The organism is Collinsella sp. CLA-ER-H6, assembly GCF_040092305.1.
GTDB lineage: Bacteria > Actinomycetota > Coriobacteriia > Coriobacteriales > Coriobacteriaceae > Collinsella.
Window position 1 is genome coordinate 58,698 of sequence record NZ_JBBNLS010000014.1, and the last position, 21,336, is coordinate 80,033.

Consider the following 21,336-nt stretch of genomic DNA (forward strand, 5'->3'; position numbering starts at 1 on the left):
GCTCAGTCTGGGCGTGGTGTCCGCACGTGCATGGCCGCGTGCCGCCTCATGGTCAAATAAAACGGGGCGCACCGGACCCCCGGCACGCCCCGCTACTGTAGCAACAACCAAGTAACCCACGCAATTCACTACGCTAAAGCGTCGGTACAGAAAACCTCGATGTTCCGGCAACGTCAGCGAAAACGCCCCTAAGCGAGCAAGGTGACGTGAAATGAAAGGGCGCTGACCTTCTGGTCGCGCCCTTGAAATTGAACGTCAGATTGCCGCTTAGGGACGTTTGCAGCGTCGAGCCGTTACGCGGTTTGGTAAAACCGCGTAACTAAATAAGCTTTGTTGATTCCAGCTTTTCGATAATCCAGTCGTTGGCTTTGATGACCGGACGGCGGAAGACGACGCCCAGGGCCAGCGACGGAATCAGATAGCTCGCCAGAATACCCAGCTCAACCCAGTACTCCATATGGTAGGCGCCAGCCATGGCGGCATGCATGGCGTTGATGCCGTGAGTAAACGGCAGGAACGGATAGATCGCCTGGAACACGGGGCCGGTCATCTCGATGGGGAACGTGCCGCCCGAACCGCCGACCTGCATGACCAACAGCACGACGGCGAGCGCCTTGCCGATATCGCCAAACGAAACCGTAAGCGTGTAGACGATATTGGAGAACACGAGACTCGCGACCCAGCCCGCCAGCACAAACTGCAGCGGGTTGTCGCACTGAATGCCAAAGAACAGAATGTCGCCCGCGCACACGAGCGTTGCCTGCAGCAGGGCCAAACCGCCAAAGAACAGGTAACGGCCCAGATAGATCTCGTGCAGGCGTACGGGGATGAGCTCGTTGATGAGCTCGTCGTCAACCGAGACCTTCATCATGGCCGCCAGTACGATCGAGCCGACCCAGAGCGACAGAATCGTATAGAACGGCGCCATGGCCGAACCGTAGTTGCGGATCGGATAGACCGGCTTGCGGTCGAGCGCAACGGGGCCGGAAAGCGACACGGCCAGGCCCTCGGGGTCGTTGCCGATCATCGTCTTGATCGTCGCCAGGTCACCCGACATCAGGGCGCCGTCGAGCTCGTCCTTGAACGCGCTGATCTTGTCCGACGCCTCGCCCAGCTGATCGGAAGCCTTGTTGACCAGCTTTGCGGCCTTGGAGAGACCCTTTGCCAGCGAACCGGATGCGTCGGTCAGGCCGGCAACAGCGCTATCCAGGTCGCCCGAGACGCCGTCGAGCGAATCCAGAACGCCCGAAATAGTTTTCTTGAGCTCCTTGGCCTTGACCGAGAACGTGGAATCGTAGTCGGACTTAGCGCCCGAGATGCCCGCCTTGGCATCGGCGATGGCCTGGTCGACCTCGGCACGCGTGCTGTTGACCTCTGCCATGCTGTCGGAAAGGGACTTTGCGGTTGCCCTCAGGTCGTTGGCATTGTTACGATACTCCGTCGCGATCCTGCCCAGCGATGTAGCCACAGACTTGAGGCTGTCCTGGAGCTTTTCGTCACTCACCTGATCGGCAAAGCTGCGGAGCTGGTCGGCCGTGTCGTCGATTTCCTTGGCGCGCGATTCGAGTGCCGACGCGGCTTCGTTGAGCTGGGTCACCGTAACGTTGACATGCTTGTTTGCGGCGTCGAAAGCCTTCGCGAGCTCGGCGGACACGTTGTCAAACGAGCCCGCACTTCCGTCAATCGCGGCGTTGATGGCGTCGTTGGCGGCCTTGAGTGCTTCCTTGGAATCACTAATGCCGCTCTCGGCGTGCTCCATCAACTGCTTGGTAGATTCATCGACCTTACCCGTCTGCTGGAGCATACCGCTCGCCGACGTCAACGAATCGGAGGTCGAGCTCAAAATGCCCGCCAGCGAAGTCGCGTTGGCTTGAACGTCCTGCAGGTCCTCGACCGAATCGCCCAGTGTCGAGGACAGGTTGGCGATAAAGCTGCTGACCTGATCGGTGCTCATGTAATCGAGCAGGCTGGACACGGTCTTAAGGCCGATGGTCGTGATGGTCTTGGTAAAGGTCTCATTCACCTGGCTCTGGACGGCGCTCGAACCCTTTTCGGTCACGATCTGGGCGATGGCGTTAGCCTTCTGGTTTTCGTAGAACTCGATGTCGGCGTGCTTCACGTTGGTCGAGAAAAGCGTCATCATGTCGGCGCTAAACGTCTTGGGGATAACGACGGCGGCATAGTATGTGCCCGACTTAACGCCCTCAATCGCCTTATCGCGGTCGTTGAGGACAACCCAGTCAAAGTTCTCGTTACCGCGCAGGGTCGCCGTCACGTTTTCGCCCACGTTGATCTCGACGGGAATCAGGTCGCTCTCGTAGCCCTCATCGGTGTTGACCACTGCAATCTTAAGGTTGCCGGTATTGCCGTACGGATCCCAGCTGCCGGCGATGTTAAACCACGCGTACAGGCACGGCACGATAATGAGGCCCATCACGACGACCATGCCGATCACGGAGCGAGACACGTTTTGGACATCACGCTTAAACAGGTGCAGGATGTTCTTCATTTATGCCTCACCTCCTTTAGAGTGCTTGCCAAGCAGGGTGGTATCTCCATCATTTGTAGCTGTGCTGTCGCTGCCCTGAGCCTTACGATGCGCACCGATATGCGACAGACGGCTCGTAGGCTGTTCGCCTCCCTTGGCGCCACGCTCGCTGGCGTTGAGACCAAACATGCGACGGGCGGCAGGGATGGCAGCCGTGTGCTCGCGCATCTCGCGGCGAAGGTCCTCGTCCGAAAGCGCCGAGATACGCATCTGGGTATTGAGGCTCGCACGGATGTATTCGATGTTGATGAGCCAGCCGCAGATGGCGATAACCGAAATGATCCAGATAACGAGCAGGATGATCTTGCCGTTATTGTCGATATCGAGCACCGTCGAAAGCACAAAGAGCAGAACCTGCACGCCTACCACGGCGGCAAAACCGCCCTTGATGTAGTACGGGTAGCGATGCTCAAACGCCACGGCATGATCGAGCAGCTCGCGACGGTACGAATCCGAATCGAGCATGACGCGCATGGCCGTGCGCAGCGAATAGCGCTGGCGCGGCAGGTCGTTGGACTCGCAGATCATGAGGCCCGTCGTGGAAAGCTGCTTGTCAAAGAGCAGGTTGAGGTTGAGCAGCAGCGGACGCAGCTGCAAGCCAATAAAGAGTGCGATGGCAAGGAACACGCCCAGGATGCACAGGTTGAACAGGTAGTTGAACGAATACATGCCACCGACGGTCTCGCGCAGCAGGTTGATGCCATAGGTGAAGGGCAGCAGCGGATGCAGCCATTGGAAGAAGCCGGGCATCATCTCGATGGGATACATGCCCGACGAGCCGGGGATCTGCACAATGACGAGGATGACGCCAATGGCTTTACCGATATGCTTAAACGTGGTGGACAGCGCATAGATGATGTTGACGTAGGTGAACGAAATAGCGATGCCGCCCAGTACAAAGAGCAGCGGATTGACGCACTGAACGCCAATGACCAGATCTCCCACCGTAACGATGATGGCCTGCAACGCACCCAGGATCACCAGCAGCAGCCAGCGGCCAAAGTAGCCCTGACGCGCCGTAAAGCTACCGATGCCCTCGCGGTCGACCTCGAGTTTATAGATAGCGATGAGCACATAGCCGCCTACCCACAGCGCCAGATTGGTGTAGAAGGGCGCGATGCCCGAGCCAAAGCTCTTGACCGGATAGATTGACTTGGACGTCAGCTCAACCGGAGATGCCATGAAATCTGCCACGTCATTGACGTCGACGTCCATGAGGTCGGCTAACTCGCCCATAGACTCAGAGGTCTGCAGCGCCGCAATGTCATTGGCGGCGGTCGCGAGCTTGTCCTGAACCTTGGCAAGGGAGGCGTCGGTTTGGGACAGCGTGGTCTTTGCCTGCTTGAGCGTGGCGTCGAGCTGCGCCAGCGTGCCGCGCGCGCTCGCTATCGTGGGGGTCATACCCGACACAATGCCGGTCAAATCGCCCGAAACGGCGGCAAAGGAGTCAAGCGCGCTCGAAGCCTTCGGAAGTGCGTTCTGACCCAGATCGGTCTGAGCCTGACCGAGGTTAGCCGTACCGGTCTGAATTGCCGCGTTGAGTGCGTTGCTCGCGTTCGAGATTGCCGTAGCGTCGTTTGCCATGGCGCTCGACTGTGCAGAAAGGCCATCCTTGATGCTCTGCAGCTTCTGGTTTTGCTCGCGAAGCGAATCGATGGTCGATACAATGCGCGCGTCAATTTCCTCGGAACCTGTCGACGTGTCATTAACGAGAATCTCCAAGTGCCCGATAACGGCCTTATTGTGATCGATCGTCGCCTGGAGAGACTCGAGCGAGTTGTCGATACGGGTGGTCGTAGATGTGACCGCGCCCGTCAGCTTGCCGATGGCAGCGTTCGCAGAGGCCGACGTCTTGGTGAGCGCAAGGCTGCCTTCCGAGAGCGCCTTGGAGAGCGAGGCGATAGAGTTGCCCGCCGTGGTGCGAGCTTCGCTCAGCAGGTCGTTGCCCTGGGAGATCGCCTGCGTCAGCGACGGTGCCTGGCCTTGCAAGCCGGCAAGTGCCGCATCAGCCGAGGCGATAGCGCCACTCGTCTTATCGATGGCGGCATTCATATCGCCAATCGAATCGCGCACCTCGTCCAAGGTGTCGAACGCCTCGGACACCGAACTTGCCAGCGAGTCCTGAGTCTGGGTTGCCTTGTCCTTTAAATCGACACCGGCATCCTTGGCGATACCGGCAACAGTCTTGCCTACCGTAGAGACAAATTCCGAGTTGATCTGCTCCTCGATGGTGTTTGCACCGGTATCGGTAACCTTGGGCGCAATGGCGCTCTTCTTCTCATTGACGTAGTACGTGAGCTTGGGCTGATGGTAGTTGCCGTCGAGCATCGAAACCAGGTTATCCGAGAAGTTCTTGGGAATCACGATAGCGGCATAGTACTCGCCGCTCTCGACGCCCTCCTTGGCATCGGCCGTCGAGTCGACGAACGTCCAGCCCAACTGATGATTCTCCTTGAGCTGGTCGACCACTTTGTCGCCAGCGTTGAGCTCACCCACCAAGTCGTTTTGGGTGCCTCGATCGTTGTTGGCGATAGCAATCTTGATGCCTTGGGTGTTTCCGTACGGATCCCAGTTTGCCACGATGTTGTACCAGGCATACAGCGAGGGGATAACGCACACGCCCAGGGTAACCACCAAGGCGACGGGGTTCACAAGAAGTCGCTTAATGTCGCGCTTGAATATCGCAAAGGAGACCTTTGCGTTGGATAGTTTGCTGCCGAGACTCACGCTTGGACCATCCATCCTGTCGTTGAATCAAATCGTACTATCAAAAACCATTGTACGTAGGCGCTTTAGCGTCTCGGCGCACAATGGTATCGAGTTTTGCGGGTAGCAATATACTACGAAGATGAGTTAGCGTACAGTTGTACAGTATCTTTAATTTCAGCAGGTCGCAAAACCACAACCCCGACAAATAATTGATCCCTTGGGGACGGAGGAAAACGGATCACCGAGGGGGTCGGCCTGATCTGGTGATCCGCTTTCCTCCGTCCCCAAGGGATCATTCAAAAGGAAACGAGAGTGGAAAATCTCCCACTTCAAGCCCGCATTCGAGCCAAAAGTGGGAGATTATCCACTCTCGTTCTAATCTAGTTACGGTGCCGTATCCCCGAACTACATCAGGTTGCAGACAGCCGCCGCGAAGGCAACGGGGTCCTCGGGGAGAATGCCCTCGACCAGCAGAGCCTGGTCATAGAGCAGACCGGAGTACTGCTTGATCTTGTCGGCGTCGCCTGCCTTCTGGGCAGCGACAAGCTTGTCGAAGACCGGGTGCTTGGCGTTGAGCTCGAGCACGCGCTGGCTCTTGGGCATGCCGTCGGGCGCGCCCTCGGGTCCCTTCTGGAGCACCTTCTCCATCTCAAGCGAAAGCGGGCCCTCGGTGGTGATGCAAGCGGGGGCATCGGTCAGGCGCGCGGAGACGGCAACTTTCTCGACCTTGTCACCGAGCGCCTCCTTCATAGCGCTAAAGAGGTCCTCGTTCTCCTTGGTGGCGTCCTCGGCCTCCTTCTTCTCGTCCTCGGTCGCCAGGTCAAGATCACCGGTCGCAACGTTCTTGAGCTCCAGATGACGATCCTCGACCTCGGGCTCGGCACCGTCGGCAACGGCCTTCTCGGCAGCCTCGCGGGCGGCGTCGTCCTCGTAGATCTTAGGCATATCGGCGGCAACGTACTCACGCATAGCCTGGAACGTGAACTCATCCACATCCTGCGTCAGCAACAGCACGTCATAGCCGCGCTCGAGCACGCCCTTTACCACGGGCATCTTGGCCAAGCGCTCACGCGAGTCGCCGGCGGCGTAGTAGATGGCCTTCTGATCCTCGGGCATGCCCTTGGCATACTCGGCCAGGGTAATCATCTTCTGCTCCTTGGCAGACCAGAACAGTAGCAGGTCGGCGAGCTCATCGGCCTTCATGCCATAGCTCGAGTAGATGCCGTACTTAAGGCCGCGGCCAAAGTTCTCAAAGAACTTCTCGTAGGCCTCGCGGTCGTTGTCGCGCATGTCCTCAAGATCGGCAGTGATCTTCTTCTCGACACGCTTGGCAATGGCCTTGAGCTGACGGTTCTGTTGCAGCGTCTCACGCGAAATATTGAGCGTCACGTCGGCAGAGTCCACGACACCGCGCACAAAGTTGTAGTAGTCGGGCAGCAAGTCGTCGCACTTCTCCATAATCAGCACGTTGGAACTGTAGAGCGCCAGGCCCTTCTCGTAGTCCTTGCTGTACAGATCGAACGGGGCGCGACCCGGCACAAACAGCAGCGCATCGTACTCAAGCGTACCCTCGGCATGGAAGCTGATAGTGCGCGCGGGATCGTCAAAGTCGTGGAACGTGGACTTGTAGAACTCGTTGTAATCCTTCTGCTCAACGTCGGAGCTGCGCTTTTTCCAAATCGGCGTCATGGAGTTGATGGTCTCGAGCTCCTGGTAGTCCTCGTACTCGGGCTTGTAGTCGTCGCCGGCGTCCTCGGGCTTGGGTTTCTGGCGGCTCTTGCTCACCATCATCTGAATCGGGTAGCGCACATAGTTGCTGTACTGCTGAATCAGGCTCTTGAGGCCCCACTCGGTCAGGAAGCGATCGTAGGTCTCGGCCTCGCCGTCGGCGTCGAGCTTCTCGTTCTCGCGCAGCGTCAGGATGACATCGGTGCCGTGCTCGGCGCGCTCGCCGTCTTCGATGGTGTAACCCTCAAGACCATCAGACTCCCACACGTGAGCGGTGTCCTCGCCATAGGCGCGGCTGACAACCTTTACGTGGCTGGCAACCATAAAGGCAGAGTAGAAGCCCACGCCAAACTGACCGATGATGTCGACATCGGAACCCTGCTGCTCGGCGTTCTCAGTCTTAAACTCCTCGGAGCCGGAATGGGCGATGGTGCCCAGGTTGCGCTCGAGCTCCTCGGCGGTCATGCCGATACCGTTATCCGAAATGGTGATGGTACGGGCATCTTTATCAAAGGAAACACGGATGGCCAGGTCGCCCTGGTCGAGCTTGACACTCGGATCCTGCAGGCTCTTAAAGTTGAGCTTGTCGACGGCATCGCTCGCGTTGGAGATAAGCTCGCGCAGGAAGATTTCCTTATTGGTGTAGATGGAGTTGATCATGAGGTCGAGCAGTTTTTTGCTCTCGGTCTTAAATTGACGCATGTGCAGTCCTTTCGCGCTACCCCCGTCCGCAAAAACGGCCCGGTTGCCCGAGCCGCATTGCAGACCTGCTATGTTCAGACTTAGATTTTATAACCCATTAGCGCGCATATATACATACGGAATCGAAAAACTGTATGTCCAAACGCTCTGATGCACCAATTGCCAAGGAGTGTCCCCGACTGCCGGCAGGAAAGGAACGTCCCTATCTGCCATCTACGCGCTTGGCCATCCAAACATGGGGCTGGCCCTCGTCTTCGTAGTCCACCGGGGCAATCTGCGTGTAACCCGCCTTGGCATAGAGTGGTAGCACGTATTCCTGCGCGTGCAGCTTAATGAGCTTGGAGCCGGCATCACGCGCGCACGTATCACTGGCCTCGACAATCTTGCTCGCCAAACCGCGACGGCGCATGCTCGGCAGCACGGCCACGCGCCCCATAATGTAGGTCTCCCCCGCCGCGACGCCTTCGTCCAAGTCGCACGCCGGCAAAACTGGGGCTTCGGCATCTGCCGCGTACTCCAGTTCCTCGGGAAACACGCGCGAGCAGCCGGCAAGCTCGCCGTCTACATAGAGTGTCACATGAATGCAGTTCGGATCCTCGTCGATAGCGTCGAACTCATTCTCGTAGCCCTGCTCGTCCATAAAAACGACGCGGCGCACCAACGCCGCGTCGTCAAAGCATCCCGTCTTAAGTTGGATATCCATAGCTGCCCTTTCATTCAACGCGAACGTTAGGGACAGATTTTAGCGAAAATGAGCTCCGCGCACGCTAAACTTCGCGCGAGCCTTCGCCAGACAGTCGTAATGACCCACGTTATGGGCATCGCTCGCGATGAAGCTGTACAGGTTCTGATCGAACAGGCGCTGTGCCGGCTTTTTCTCGCGACCAAAGCGACCGCCGGCAATAAAGTCCGCCGAAGCCTGCAGCTTGCAGCCCATATCGACCAGGCGCTCCGCCACGCTTACATCCTTTTGAACCGCACGATAGCGCTCAGGATGAGCGATGATCACCTGATAGCCACGGCACTGCAAATCGTAAATCGTGTTCTCGTACTCTCTAAACGCATACGCATCGGCATGCGTCGAAAGCTCGAGCAGAAACTCGTTGGTCCCATCGAAATGCAAGTGATCCGCGGCATCGATACCAAGCTCAACGAGCTTTCGATGGTTGACCTCGAAGCCCATCTGGAGCGGAAAACCGTCAGCGTTATCGCGCAGCAGCTCAAAGGCATCCCACATCTTGTCGTAATCAAAATAGGGATCACGGCAGTGAGGAGTGCAAACGATTCTGGTTACACCGGCCCGCTTGGCAGCCTCGAGCATCGCCAAGCTCTCTTCGAGATCGGCGGCGCCGTCGTCTACACCCGGCAAGATATGGCAATGAATGTCACGCATAGGTCAGCCTTAATCAACTAAACGTTTGCTCGGTTGGTGAAGATGCCCTTTTTGGAAGTGCCCTGATCGTCGGAGCCCTTCTTAACCTTCTTACCGTCCTTGGTGTAGTAAGAATAATAGTACTCGCTGGTCTCGGTCTCACAGTAATTCATGACGGTACCGATGAGCTTGACCTTCTCGGACTTCTTAAGCTGGGCGATAGCGTTGAGCGCCTCTTCGCGCTTGGTAAAGTCCTCGCGCACCACGAACAGCGCGCCGTCGGTCAGGCTGGCAATCTCGGCAGCATCGATGAAGGTGCCGACCGGAGGAGCATCGAAGATGACGTACTGGAACTTAGCAGACAGTGCCTTGACCAGCTTGGCAAAGCGATGGGAGACGATGATGTCGGCAGGATTGGGAATATGCGGCTCGGCATCGAGGAAGTAGAAATTCTTCTGACCTGTCTCGACAATCGCCTGGTCGATAGAAACCTGCTCGGACAGGACTGCATAGAGTCCGCCGCGGGAGCGGACGCCGAGCATATCGGCAAGGGACCTGCGACGCATATCAGCCTCGACCAGCAGGACACTCTTGCCGCTCGTGGCGATTGCCTGAGCAAGATTAATGGAAACCGTAGACTTGCCCTCGTTGGGAATCGAGGAGGTAACGGTGATGGTGCGAATGGGGTCGTCCACGCTCGCAAAGCGGATGTTGGCCAGAAGGGTCTTGGCGGCATTCTGCACAACGAGCTTATCGGTGTTCTTTGCCTTAGCCATGCCTATTTACCACCTTTCATAGCCGGAATTCGGCCAACAACGGGAATACCCAGGAGCTCTTCTGCCTCTTCGGCACCGCGGATGCGGGTATTGAGCATGTCTGCCAAAACGACATAGGCAACTGCGATAAAGATACCGGCGAGGAACGCGACGGCAATATACAGCGTGCGCTTGGGGCCGCTGGGGGCTTCGGGGGTCTTAGCCTCGTCGATAACGTTGATGCTCTGGGCAGCGCCGACGTTCTGAGCGACCGTACTCACCGAGCTGGCAATGGCCTTTGCGACCTCAGCCGTCTCCTTGGCATCGGTGCCGGTAACCGAAAGCGTAATGACACGCGTGGTGGTCTCGGAGGAAACAGACACCTTGTAGTCATCCAAATCGGTGAGGCCCAGTTCTTTGGCGGCGCCGCTCTTAACGCTATCGCTATCCAGCAGCGTGGCGATATCGTTGGAAAGCATCTGGCTCGCCGAGAGATCGTTGTAGCTCATCTGACCGCTATCGTCGGTCTTGGCGAGAATGTACATGCTCGTCGTCGCGGTATAGGTGTTGTCCATCGCGGCGAAGGACACGATGCCCATGGCGATCGCGCAGACCACCGGAAGGGTGATGACCAGCTTGAGGTGCTTCTTCAGCAGCTGGAACAGTTCGAGAAGGGTCATGCAGCTTGCCTTTCATTTCCCCAGTTCGGATTGACAAAACTGTCCGTATGTTATCGCATCTTTTTACCGAGACCAAACTCTATACATAAGAAACAGGCTCTCCTGTAAAAATGTCGGAAGCAATCGTAAAATTGCACAACAACGCCGCACCCGAAAGTCAAATGCGGCGTCTACATCAATATCTGTGTTGTATCGCTATGCGAATGGCTCGTCCTGCTGTATGGGAAACGTCACCGTAATGGTGGTTCCCACGCCCAACTCGCTCGACAGATCGAGCGTGGCGTGATGATACAGGGCCGCATGCTTGACAATGGCAAGCCCCAGACCGGTTCCGCCGCGCGCCTTGGACCTACTCTTGTCCACGCGATAGAACCGCTCAAATACCTTGCCCTGCTCTTCAGGCGCGATACCGATTCCCGTGTCGGCGACCGCAAGGAACGGATGGCCTTCGTCGTTGGTGCCGCACTGCAGCGTAACCGTACCGCCGGGTCGATTGTAGCGGATGGCGTTGCTTGCCAGATTATAGATGAGCTCGTCAATCAAGCGCGACACGCCCTCGATGACCACAGGCTTGGTCTCATGACTTATCGTCACATTCGCCTGACGGGCGACCTGTTCAAGACGCTGCTCAACCGCGTAGATGGCACGCGAGAGCTCAATAGGCTCCGTGGACCCAATGGGCACCGCCTCGCCCTCAGTTGCACGCTCGGCCTCGTCCAAGTTAGACAGCGTAAGGATGTCGTTGACAAGCGCTGCCAAACGGCCCGCCTCACGATAGATGCGACCGCCAAAGTTGCGCAGGTCGTCCTCGCCCTCGACCATGCCGTTTGCGATGAGCTCGGCATAGCCCGAAATCGCCGTAAGTGGCGTCTTGAGCTCATGAGTGATATTCGCCGTGAACTCGCGGCGCATACGGTCGTTGTCCGCTAGCACCGCCATTTGGCGCTTGAGCTCCTGGCGCTGCGACTCGATACGCTCAAGCATGGGGACCATCTCGGCATAGGCGTGCTCATAGCTACGGCGTGGGTGGTCCAAATCCACCTCTTGCAACGGCGCGATGATGGCACGGGACTCGCGGCGCGCCATAAAAAACGAGAGTACCGCACCCGCTGCTGCGATAAGCAGCATCGGCGCCACCATCGACAGCAAAATCGCCGCAACGCCAGGCTGGGCCTGCGCCAAGCGGACAACCTGGCCGTTATCAAGGGCGACGGCGCGATACAGCATAATCTCGTCGAGCGTAGAGCTTGCGCGCTCCGCGGAACCCGAACCATTCTCAAAGGCCTCGATGACCTCGGGGCGATCGCCATGGTTGGGCAGTGTGGAAGGCGACGCCTCGTTGTCGTAGGCAACCGATCCATCCTTGTTAATCAGCGTGATGCGCAAGTCCTCGCGATCGAGGCTACGCAAGAACGGGATGGGCTCCTGCTGCTCGTCGAGGGCGGCAGCAATGAGCTCGGTTTCCTGCGCCAGATTGGCACTCGTGGCATCCGCCAAGGTGTTTTGCACAAAGAACGCACCCAGCACCGTAAACGCCACGATAACCGCCATGGCGCAGACAAAGATCGTCACAAAAACGCGGTGCGACAGCGTATGTTTTCCCTGGGGGGCGAAGACCACGGGTTACTCCTCCGATGCGGTGGCCGCGGTGACGTCACCTTCGGCACCATCACCGGCAGAAGGCTCGGCCAAGCGGTAGCCCACGCCGCGCACGGTCTCGATGGCGCTGGCATGCTCGCCCAGTTTTTGGCGAAGCGTCTGCACGTGCACGTCAACGGTGCGCGAACCGCCGTCGAAGTCCCAGCCCCACACGCTCTGCAGCAACGACTCGCGGGTAAAGACCACGCCGGGCTTGCGCATGAGGTACTCGAGCAGGTCGAACTCGCGCAGGGTGAGCTTAAGCGGCTCGCCGGCAACGGTCACCTCGCGATGGCTGGGCGAAAGCACGATGTCGCCCACGCTGAGCACATCGCTCGCCTGCTTGACCATTCCGCCGCGACGCAGCAGTGCGCGGCAGCGGCTCGCAAGCTCCATGAGCGAGAAGGGTTTAGTCAGGTAATCGTCGGCACCGCCATCGAGCGCCATCACCTTGTCGAGCTCGGTGTCCTTGGCGGTAAGCATCATGATGGGCACCGTCGCCGTCAGGCGATCGGCACGCAGGCGACGCATAATCGCCAAGCCATCGGTGTCGGGCAGCATGATATCGAGCAGCACAGCATCGGGCACCCGTCGCGCCACGGCAGCTTTAAACTCGCCATCACACGAAAAGCCCTCGGCCTCGATTCCCTGCTTGCGCAGCGCGTAGACTGTCAAATCCCTGATGTTGTCATCGTCCTCGACGTAATAGATCATGTTGAACCCCTTTGCGGCCGATATGACCGCATCTTAACCCTAAAGGCACCTGTAAAAGACAGCGTCAGCCAAAACGCCCCGTCAAATAATCCGCGGTGCGCGGATCGGACGGATTCTTAAAGAGTTGCGCGGTGGGCGCGTGCTCCACCAGCTCACCCAGCAAAAAGAACGCAACCGAATCGGAAATACGCGCGGCCTGCTGCATGTTGTGCGTCACGACCACCAGCGTGCAGGTCTCCTTGAGCTCGCAGGCCAGCTGCTCCACCACCAACGTCGACACAGGGTCGAGTGCCGAAGTCGGCTCGTCCATCAGCAGAATGTCGGGCTGCACGGCAAGTGCGCGGGCGATGCACAGGCGCTGCTGCTGTCCACCCGAAAGACCCAGGCCCGACTCTTTGAGCTTGTCCTTGACCTCGTCCCACAGGGCAGCGCGACGCAGGGAGTCCTCGACCAGCTCATCGAGCACGGCGCGGTCGCGCACACCCATACCGCGAGGACCGTAGGCGACGTTGTCGTAGATGCTCATGGGAAATGGGTTGGGGCGTTGGAACACCATGCCCACGCGCTGGCGCAAACGGCAGATGTCGCAATCGCCCAGGATATCTTGACCATCGAGCGCAATCTTGCCCTCGATGCGGCAATCCTTGATGCCGTCGTTCATGCGGTTAAAGCAGCGCAGCAACGTGGACTTTCCGCAGCCCGAAGGCCCGATGAACGAGGTGATCTGCTTGTCGCGGATCTTGATATTCACGTCCTTGAGCGCATGGTGGTCGCCATAGAACAGGTCGAGGCCCTCGACGTCGATGCGCGTCGGCGAGGCGGCAAGATCCTCTGCCGTGGGGCGAGTCGCATCCCCAACCTCGCGCTCATGCGCGGCCTCGGCCTGCGCTTCCATGAGTTCTTCAAGCTCCGTGGGCTCCACAGCCGCAGCAGCCGTCATACCGCACACCTCCATATCGATATCAATTCAGCAGTATCGATAGTAGGAATCGCGGCTCATACGCACGTGAGCACATTGTCAAGTGTTTGTAAGGGCACGCTAGCTATGCGGCGGGCAGCTCGATGGTGAATATCGTGTGTTCGGGCGTCGATTCACATGCAACGGTACCGCCGTGTGCCGCGATGATCTCCTTGGCAATAGCAAGGCCCAAACCGGCACCACCGCGATTGGTCGCACGCGCCGCATCCAGGCGATAGAACTTCTCAAAGATCACCTTGAGCTTAGCCGCAGGGATAGGATCGCCCTGATTGATAAAGCGCACGCGCACGCCGCCATCGTCTTGGCGCCTGGCCTCAATCGTGATAGTCGAGCCCTCATAGCTATAGGCGACGGCGTTTTTCATGATGTTGTTGAACACGCGGGCCATCTTGTCGCCATCCACGAGCACCGTCAGGTCCTCGCGAATATCAACTTGGGCTTCCTTATGTTGCTCGTTGAGGATGGGATAGAACTCGTCAGCCACCTGAGCCAGCAGCAACCCCAGATCAACATAGCCGCGCGTGAGCACGATATCGTGGAAGTCAAAGCGCGTGATATCGAAGAACTCTTCGATGAGTGCATCGAGCCGGTGCGCCTTGTCGAGCGCCACGCCCGTAAAGTGCGCACGTTGCTCAACCGGCAGCTCAGGAGCCTCTTGCAGCAGCGAAAGATAGCCCACCACACTGGCAAGCGGGGTGCGTAGGTCATGTGCCAAGTACGTGACCAAATCGTCCTTGCGATGCGACTCGTCACGCAGAGCTTGCTGCACCTTGCGCTCACGGTCACGCACGCGGTTAAGGGCGCCCTCGACCTCCAGGAAGTCGCCGTCAATGTTGTCCCAGGTGTCGGGGTGATCGATCAGGCGATCTTGAATACGAGCGGCCAGCACACAATCGGCATGCTGCTCGCCCTGCTCATAGCCCTGGTAGTACAGGGCGCGGCCGCAAAAGAACAGCACGCACACGGCAAGCGCCAGCACAAAGCCAAGCATGTTGAATACAAAGCCGGCATCGAACAGCACCGGCCCTTCGATGCCGCCGAGTGCCATGGCGCCAATCGCCAACGTCATGGCCCACGCGGCACCGCCAATCACCACGCAGCGGCGTACGATTTCAAATCGATCGATCAGCAAAAAGCCGACAAGCAGCACCGCCAAGATTCCAGCGATGTTATCAATGCCAATCAGCAGCAGGCTCAGCAAAAAGAGCAGCACCGTTGCAAGCGCGCGGTTGTCGACGACCGACCTCACGTATTCAAAGAGTCGATCGGGCACCTCGAATGCCTGCCTATCGTCTTTTGTCATATCCACTTCCCCACCATCAAAGGCGTTATTCGATTATGTAGCCGACGCCCCAGACGTTTTTGATAAAGCGCGGCTTTTGAGCGTCGTCACCGATCTTTTCGCGCAGGTGGCGAATGTGCACCATCACCGTATTGTTGGAGCCGGGCATAAAATCCTCGTTCCACACCGCGCGGAACAGATCCTCCACGGCCACCACACTGCCGCGATGCTCGACCAGATACAGCAAGATGGAATACTCGATGGGCGTGAGGCGCACCGGCGCACCGTCCACCATTACGGAACGAGCATCGCGGTTGATCTCCAGGCCGTCGAACTGGATGGTCGGCGACTCGGCCGCCTGTGCACGGCTACCGTAGCTGGTGTAGCGACGAAGCTGAGCGTGCACGCGCGCGATGAGCTCCAGCGGGCGGAACGGCTTAACCACGTAATCGTCCGCGCCAAGCGAAAGGCCCTCGATCTTGTCTTGCTGGGCATCGCGCGCCGTCAGCATGATCACGGGATAGGTATGGCTGGAACGGATCGTACGCAGCAACTCAAGCCCATCGATATCGGGCAGCATGACATCCAGCAGCGCCAGATCGAACTCCTGCTCCAAGATTGCCTTGGCAGCATCGGCCCCGCTATAGGCGACCTGTACGTCAAAGCCTTCTTTTGTAAGGTAGATACCAACCAAGTCGGCGATGGCCTTTTCGTCATCAACTACCAAAATGCGCTCGTTCATGCGTGCTCCTCTCGCGCTCCATTATGCCCGAGGGGGCGCATGCCACACACAACAAGCGTGGGTGATTAAGTCAGCCTTAAGCACCCTTGTGCCCGTTCGGGCGCGGATGTGGGCCACGCACGCACGCGATGATCGCCGACACCGGTAAACGATATACTCTAGTTCCAGAAGAGACCATCCCGTCGAAAGCGAAATCTGTGAAGTCCCTCACCTCTTTTGCAAAGCGCTCAGCCCAGCTTGCCGCCGGCTTTGTCTGCGCTATCGCCCTTGCCGCTGGCGTGCCCACCGTCGCCGGCGCCCAAGTACTCACGACCGACAATGTTTGCGGCAAAACCGCCGATGCGCGCGGCATCACGGCAGAAAACCTGCCCGATATCGATGCGACCAATGCGCTCGTCATGGGCAAAGACGGCACCGTCTACTATGGGCGCGGCGCCGATGAGCAGGTCAAAATCGCCTCGATCACCAAGGTCATGACCGCAATCCTAACCGTCGAGAATTGCAAGATGGACGAGAAGGTCACGGTGAGCAACGCCGCAGCCACCGTGGGTAATTCGACCGCCGGCTTGCTCGAAGGCGACGAGCTTACCGTGGAGCAGGCGCTGCGCGGCCTGATGATTCCCTCGGGCAACGACGCCGCCGTCGTGCTCGCCGAATATGTGGGCAAGAAGATCGAGCCTAAGACCAAAGACGCCGAGGCAACCTTTGTGAAGGCCATGAACGAGCGCGCTAAGAAGCTCGGCTGCACCGGTACGCTTTTTGAAAACCCGCATGGTCTGGACTTTGATGAGTGGGCTGGCGATATGCACTCAACCGCACACGACGTAGCGCTGATGATGCAAGAGGCCATGAAGAACGACACGATCCGCGAGGTCGTAGCGAGCGAGGATTCCTGGATCGAGGTCACAGGCGCCGACGGCACCGACCATTCGCATTCCATGGACACGCATAACTATTTGCTGGGCCAAGATGGCAACATTGGCGGCAAGACCGGCACCACCGACGACGCGGGCTACTGCTTCACGAGCGCCTACAACCGCGACGGCGACGAGATCTACACCGTCGTTTTGAACTCCACCACCACCGACCAGCGCTTTACCGATACCGCCACCCTTGCCAACTGGTACTACGGCCACAAGGTGACGGTCGCAATCGCCAACACACAGGAAAAGACCGCCAACGGCAACCCGCTTATGGCGCGCATTGGCCAAACCGACTGGACGGATAAGACGATCGACGCCACACTCGCCGATCCCACGGCGCAAGCGACCGTGTTTTCCCTTGCCGGCGAGGTGACCGAAAAGATTAGCTACGACGATCTTTCGGGCACGGTGCATGTGGGCGACAAGGTGGGCAGCGTCACGCTCAAGCAGGACGGCACCAAGATCGCCGTCATGGACCTGGTTGCCGACGAGGAAGGCGCAGGGCCGAATCCCATTGAATGGCTGCTCGTGAAGCTCGATCGCTTGGGCCGTCGCATCGACAACCGCCCACTCACGGCAGAAAGCGAGACCGTCGCCAAGGCGCCCGAGGTGTAGTGCGCAAGAATAATAAGCCCACTGAAGGGAGGCGTCCGAAAGGATGCCTCTTTTTTGAGGTTCGAATCCCCAGCTAACGTGGTTCAACTAAAAAAGGGTCCCTTTCGGAACCCTTCTTTCAAGTCATACTGGCGGAGAGCTGGGGATTCGAACCCCAGATGCCCTTTTGGGGCATACTCGCTTAGCAGGCGAGCACCTTCGGCCTCTCGGTCAGCTCTCCGTAACAGCCGTTCTATAGTAACCAAACAGCCAAGGATGGGCAAGAGGAAATTTTCTAATTGCCTTGCAGCCTTTCCTCCTTGGAGGCTTCGCCTACCCCAGCGAGCGGTTGAGGGAGCCGAGCTCGTCATTGCCCATGGTGCGCCACATTTGGAAGATACAACCGCGCGCCAGGAAAAAGAAACCGTTGTCGACCAGTTGCACAGCGGCATCTGCCAGCTGATTCGCCACAGCGGACACTGGCGGCAGCTCGAGTCCAGCCTTGTGGATGGTCTCGACCGCTTCCTCGAACGTCGGAGGCTCGCTGACGCCCATCTCGTTCATAAGGCCCTGCATTTCTTCCAGCGCGCTGCTGCCCGACTCCTCGCCGCGCGGCACCAGACGGTAACAAGCCAGCGCCAGGTCGAGCTGATCGCAATTCCAATAGGCAAACGCCAAGCGATAGAACAGGTAGCCGATTGCAGAACGATCGCTGGCAATGCGCAGACCGTGGCGCGCTACCTCGATAATCTCGTCAAAGCGCTCCAGGCGCGCCAACACGTTGATGAGCGCAAAGTGCGACTGCATGGACGAGCGCGCCAGGTCGTAGAGGCGGCGCACCTCGGGCAGCGCCCGCTCAAAGTCCTCCTGCTCGGCGTAAAAGCTGCAGATCTCGTGCTGGGCAAAATACAGCGCATCGGGCGCACGTAGGATTCGCACAGAGCGGTCTTCTTCCAACACCGGTAGCACCATGCGCACCAGCTGGTTATCGCAAAACTGCGTTTGAACCGGGCCCGTCGCCAAAAGCTCGGCGACGGCGCACTTAGCCTCCAACTCCTCGACAAGCCGGGAAAAGCCTTCAAAAGCACCTGTACGGTCGACTTTTGCCTGCTCGCGCAATTCAACAACACGCGCCACGTATGGGTCGTCGTCCTCTTCCATGACCTCCAACTCGTCAGCCGTATCGGCAAGCAGCAGATCACGCAGCGCCGGCGGCAGGGTGCGGTGGTCATCACGCGGACGAGCATGAACCTCCGCAGGCTCAATCGTCTCCGGAGCGGTTGACTCATACGCCTCAAGCACACGCTTGCACGGCATATCGTCCATGTCCATGCTCTCAAGATCCTTGGCGACAGGCACGCAATCGGCCAGATAGGCCGCGCGCCCAAAGAAATACGTTGCGACAACGCGCTCGCCCTGCTCACTGTCGGGAGCAGCAATCTGCACATAGCAGCGCGTGATGCAGGTGCCCGCGGCAAAACACGCTGCCGCAAGCGTGAGTGCCACACGTGCATCGTGCTCCGCGGCCCAGATCGCGCGCGTGTCCTCGTCCAGCTCGCGCCAGGCGTCATCTTGAGCGTCGTATTCACGTTGCGGCATGGCATCAACGACAGACTGCCCAAACCGAACGAGCATAATCCCCTCGGCAACGTTTACTCGATAGGTATAGTCGAGCCGCGTGACCACGTTGAGCGCCTCAACGATTCGCGCAAAACGGGTGCGCACGTCCCACTCGCCGCCCGGCTGGCAAGCCACCGTACCCGGTTTGCCCCACGGGTTATCGCTCGAGGCCGTATCGAGCAGTCGGGGAACATCGTTGGTCGTCTTGGCGATATGCCACGAATCAAAGAGCGCGCAGCCCTCAAGGCTCGGCGAGGATGCCGCAGGGACCAATCCGGCCCCGATGCGCTCAAGGATGCCGGAGAGGCGGTTGAGACGGCACTCGATGGCAAGCAGCATGTCAATCTCGTCCTGGTCCAGCAGGCTACGATCAAAATTGAGATAAAACAGCTTTGACCGGTCGATGCGCGCCAGGCTCATTTCGGACTTGGCGGCAATGGTGCGCAGACGGGGCAAGTCAATTTCGCTCATAAGGGTAGCGGCATAGCGCTCGATACCGCTCGGATTCTCGGCATGGTCAACGCGGTAAAGCAGCGTCTCGATAGCATCGGGGAGCGGTGACGTGTTAAAGCCCAAAAACACCTCGACCGGCTCGGGCAACTTTACGAGCTTGATCTTGTCGACAACGTTTTGCATGTCCGCATCGAGACCGTCGACGCCCGCCGTGTTCGCAATAGCGCTTTCGGAGTTGGCAAATATCACGTAGCGCAGGAACATCGATGCCATGAACTCGCCGTAAGGAAGGGAGCGGGCCGAATTCCATGTCTCGTGATCGGACTGCTCGCGCATGGGGCCTTCGGGAGAGCCGACGGTTCGCGCGCACGCGCGCATTGCACCGCTGGCTTCCCTTACCATAATCTCACCAATACTGGAATCCGACTCGTCAAGAACCAGTTCCATGTCGGGATCGTTGGACAGCGATACTTCGTTAACGGGACGGTCCACCTTATAGACCTCACCCGAAACGCTCACGTAGCCCAAAAGCGACACATGGCTTTTGCCGACGAATTCGACGGCATAGCATGATTCATGCGGGTCCTCGCCAAAGAGTTTCCAGACCACGCCATATGAGCGTCCCGCAGGCTGCTCGGGCATCACCGGAAAGCGCTTCTTGGGATCGAGAAACCTGAGCTTGTATGTCGGACGCTCTGCCACGAAGTATCACCCTGATCGGTCGTTGAGAGAAGGAGTGATCGCGGATGGGCCGCGACACCTACTCGGAATCTTACACGAGTCGACAGGAAATAGTCCGCTTTACGCCCGCGCCTCGACCGAGGTTCGAATCCATGCAGTGCTTACGTAAAAGAAAAGCCCCCGTTGCCGGGAGCTTTAATCTCAAATGGTGCGGCGTATAGGATTCCGCGCATCCGCTGCGCGGATCCGCACCGGCTTCGCCCGCCTGCCGGCGTGCTCGCCCGCGGGCTAAAACGCTCCGCGTTTTCTTGACGCTCGCGCCTCGACCGAGGTTCGAATCCATGCAGTGCTTACGTAAAAGAAAAGCCCCCGTTGCCGGGAGCTTTAATCTCAAATGGTGCGGCGTATAGGATTCGAACCTATGACGTTCTGATTCGTAGTCAGACCCTCTATCCAGCTGAGGTAACGCCGCGACTTGTTGATTATTATGCACATGGACTGAATAAAGGTCAAGCGTTTTTCAAAAAAAGTTATTGAATTTGATTTTTACTCATTTGACGCAGTCAATCGACTCGATACTTTCAAACACGGCAAAAGCAACTTCTCAAGTATATCGACATATAAGAAAAGCCTCCGTTACCGGAGGCTTTAAAGTTCAGTTGGTGCGGCGTATAGGATTCCGCGCATCCGCTGCGCGGATCCGCACCGGCTTCGCCCGCCTGCCGGCGGACTCGCCCGCTCGCTAAAAACGCTCCGCGTTTTCTTGACGCTCGCGCCTCGAACGAGGTTCGAATCTCCGCAATGCCCCCGTAAAGGAAAAGCCCCCGTTTCCGGAGGCTTAAAACTCAATTGGTGCGGCGTATAGGATTCGAACCTATGACGTTCTGATTCGTAGTCAGACCCTCTATCCAGCTGAGGTAACGCCGCAACGCACGGATTATTATGCACGTGACCCCTCGATGGGTCAAGCGACAATTTGGAAAAATTTTACGAAGTAATGATTAAGATGCTCGCGCCTCGACCGAGGTTCGAATCCATGCGGTGTTGCCATAAAAGAAAAGCCCCCGTTGCCGGAGGCTTTCGATTTCGATTGGTGCGGCGTATAGGATTCCGCGCATCCGCTGCGCGGATCCGCACCGGCTTCGCCCGCCTGCCGGCGTGCTCGCCCGCGGGCTAAAACGCTCCGCGTTTTCTTTACGCCCGCGCCTCGACCGAG

At 58.3% G+C, this 21,336-nt stretch carries 14 protein-coding genes and 3 tRNA genes; 1 reads left to right on the forward strand and 16 read right to left on the reverse strand.

What is annotated here, in order from left to right; genetic code table 11:
- Positions 1-319: 319 nt before the first annotated feature.
- The 12 genes from AAAX77_RS07285 to AAAX77_RS07340 all read right to left on the reverse strand — a co-directional run bounded on the left by AAAX77_RS07285 (position 320) and on the right by AAAX77_RS07340 (position 15,849).
- A complete protein-coding gene (locus tag AAAX77_RS07285; protein ID WP_349105556.1) occupies positions 320-2,509 on the reverse strand; it encodes a YhgE/Pip domain-containing protein in 2,190 nt (729 codons plus the stop codon).
- On the reverse strand, positions 2,510-5,275 hold the full coding sequence (locus AAAX77_RS07290) for a YhgE/Pip domain-containing protein (RefSeq protein WP_349105557.1): 2,766 nt from the start codon (positions 5,273-5,275) through the stop codon (positions 2,510-2,512). It lies immediately after the preceding gene.
- 387 nt (positions 5,276-5,662) lie between these two features.
- Positions 5,663-7,687 carry a molecular chaperone HtpG gene (htpG, locus tag AAAX77_RS07295; protein ID WP_055250494.1) on the reverse strand — a complete coding sequence of 675 codons (2,025 nt, stop codon included), beginning with the start codon at positions 7,685-7,687 and terminating at the stop codon, positions 5,663-5,665.
- 202 nt (positions 7,688-7,889) lie between these two features.
- The gene (locus tag AAAX77_RS07300) at positions 7,890-8,390 is read right to left on the reverse strand and encodes a GNAT family N-acetyltransferase (protein ID WP_117790205.1); all 501 of its coding nucleotides are present in this window, start codon (positions 8,388-8,390) and stop codon (positions 7,890-7,892) included.
- A 39-nt stretch (positions 8,391-8,429) separates the two neighbouring features.
- Complete coding sequence (locus AAAX77_RS07305) at positions 8,430-9,080, reverse strand: CpsB/CapC family capsule biosynthesis tyrosine phosphatase (protein WP_055250497.1); 651 nt, start codon at positions 9,078-9,080, stop codon at positions 8,430-8,432.
- 17 nt (positions 9,081-9,097) lie between these two features.
- Positions 9,098-9,835 (reverse strand): CpsD/CapB family tyrosine-protein kinase, encoded by a 738-nt coding sequence (locus AAAX77_RS07310; protein WP_117736214.1) that lies wholly within the window; start codon positions 9,833-9,835, stop codon positions 9,098-9,100.
- 2 nt (positions 9,836-9,837) lie between these two features.
- Positions 9,838-10,494: a Wzz/FepE/Etk N-terminal domain-containing protein gene (locus AAAX77_RS07315; RefSeq protein WP_117745655.1), complete on the reverse strand. Its 657-nt coding sequence runs from the start codon at positions 10,492-10,494 to the stop codon at positions 9,838-9,840.
- A gap of 195 nt (positions 10,495-10,689) precedes the next feature.
- A complete protein-coding gene (locus tag AAAX77_RS07320) occupies positions 10,690-12,114 on the reverse strand; it encodes an ATP-binding protein (RefSeq protein WP_342995928.1) in 1,425 nt (474 codons plus the stop codon).
- Positions 12,115-12,117: 3 nt separating this feature from the next.
- On the reverse strand, positions 12,118-12,846 hold the full coding sequence (locus tag AAAX77_RS07325; protein WP_349105560.1) for a response regulator transcription factor: 729 nt from the start codon (positions 12,844-12,846) through the stop codon (positions 12,118-12,120).
- A 64-nt stretch (positions 12,847-12,910) separates the two neighbouring features.
- The gene (gene pstB, locus AAAX77_RS07330) at positions 12,911-13,786 is read right to left on the reverse strand and encodes a phosphate ABC transporter ATP-binding protein PstB (protein WP_192934545.1); all 876 of its coding nucleotides are present in this window, start codon (positions 13,784-13,786) and stop codon (positions 12,911-12,913) included.
- Between the two features lie 103 nt (positions 13,787-13,889).
- Positions 13,890-15,128, reverse strand: a complete 1,239-nt coding sequence (locus AAAX77_RS07335; protein ID WP_117647938.1) for an ATP-binding protein — start codon at positions 15,126-15,128, stop codon at positions 13,890-13,892.
- 25 nt (positions 15,129-15,153) lie between these two features.
- The gene (locus AAAX77_RS07340) at positions 15,154-15,849 is read right to left on the reverse strand and encodes a response regulator transcription factor (protein ID WP_349105562.1); all 696 of its coding nucleotides are present in this window, start codon (positions 15,847-15,849) and stop codon (positions 15,154-15,156) included.
- Between the two features lie 197 nt (positions 15,850-16,046).
- Between AAAX77_RS07340 and AAAX77_RS07345 the strand changes: the two genes are divergently transcribed.
- Complete coding sequence (locus tag AAAX77_RS07345; RefSeq protein ID WP_349105563.1) at positions 16,047-17,387, forward strand: D-alanyl-D-alanine carboxypeptidase family protein; 1,341 nt, start codon at positions 16,047-16,049, stop codon at positions 17,385-17,387.
- A 129-nt stretch (positions 17,388-17,516) separates the two neighbouring features.
- On the opposite strand, the gene AAAX77_RS07350 is transcribed toward AAAX77_RS07345, so the two are convergent.
- From AAAX77_RS07350 to AAAX77_RS07365, 4 genes are all read right to left on the reverse strand, one after another.
- A tRNA-Ser gene (locus AAAX77_RS07350) sits at positions 17,517-17,607 on the reverse strand.
- A gap of 92 nt (positions 17,608-17,699) precedes the next feature.
- Positions 17,700-20,141 (reverse strand): hypothetical protein, encoded by a 2,442-nt coding sequence (locus AAAX77_RS07355; RefSeq protein WP_349105565.1) that lies wholly within the window; start codon positions 20,139-20,141, stop codon positions 17,700-17,702.
- A 374-nt stretch (positions 20,142-20,515) separates the two neighbouring features.
- Positions 20,516-20,592 (reverse strand) — tRNA-Arg (locus tag AAAX77_RS07360).
- A 378-nt stretch (positions 20,593-20,970) separates the two neighbouring features.
- Positions 20,971-21,047 (reverse strand) — tRNA-Arg (locus AAAX77_RS07365).
- Positions 21,048-21,336 lie beyond the last annotated feature (289 nt).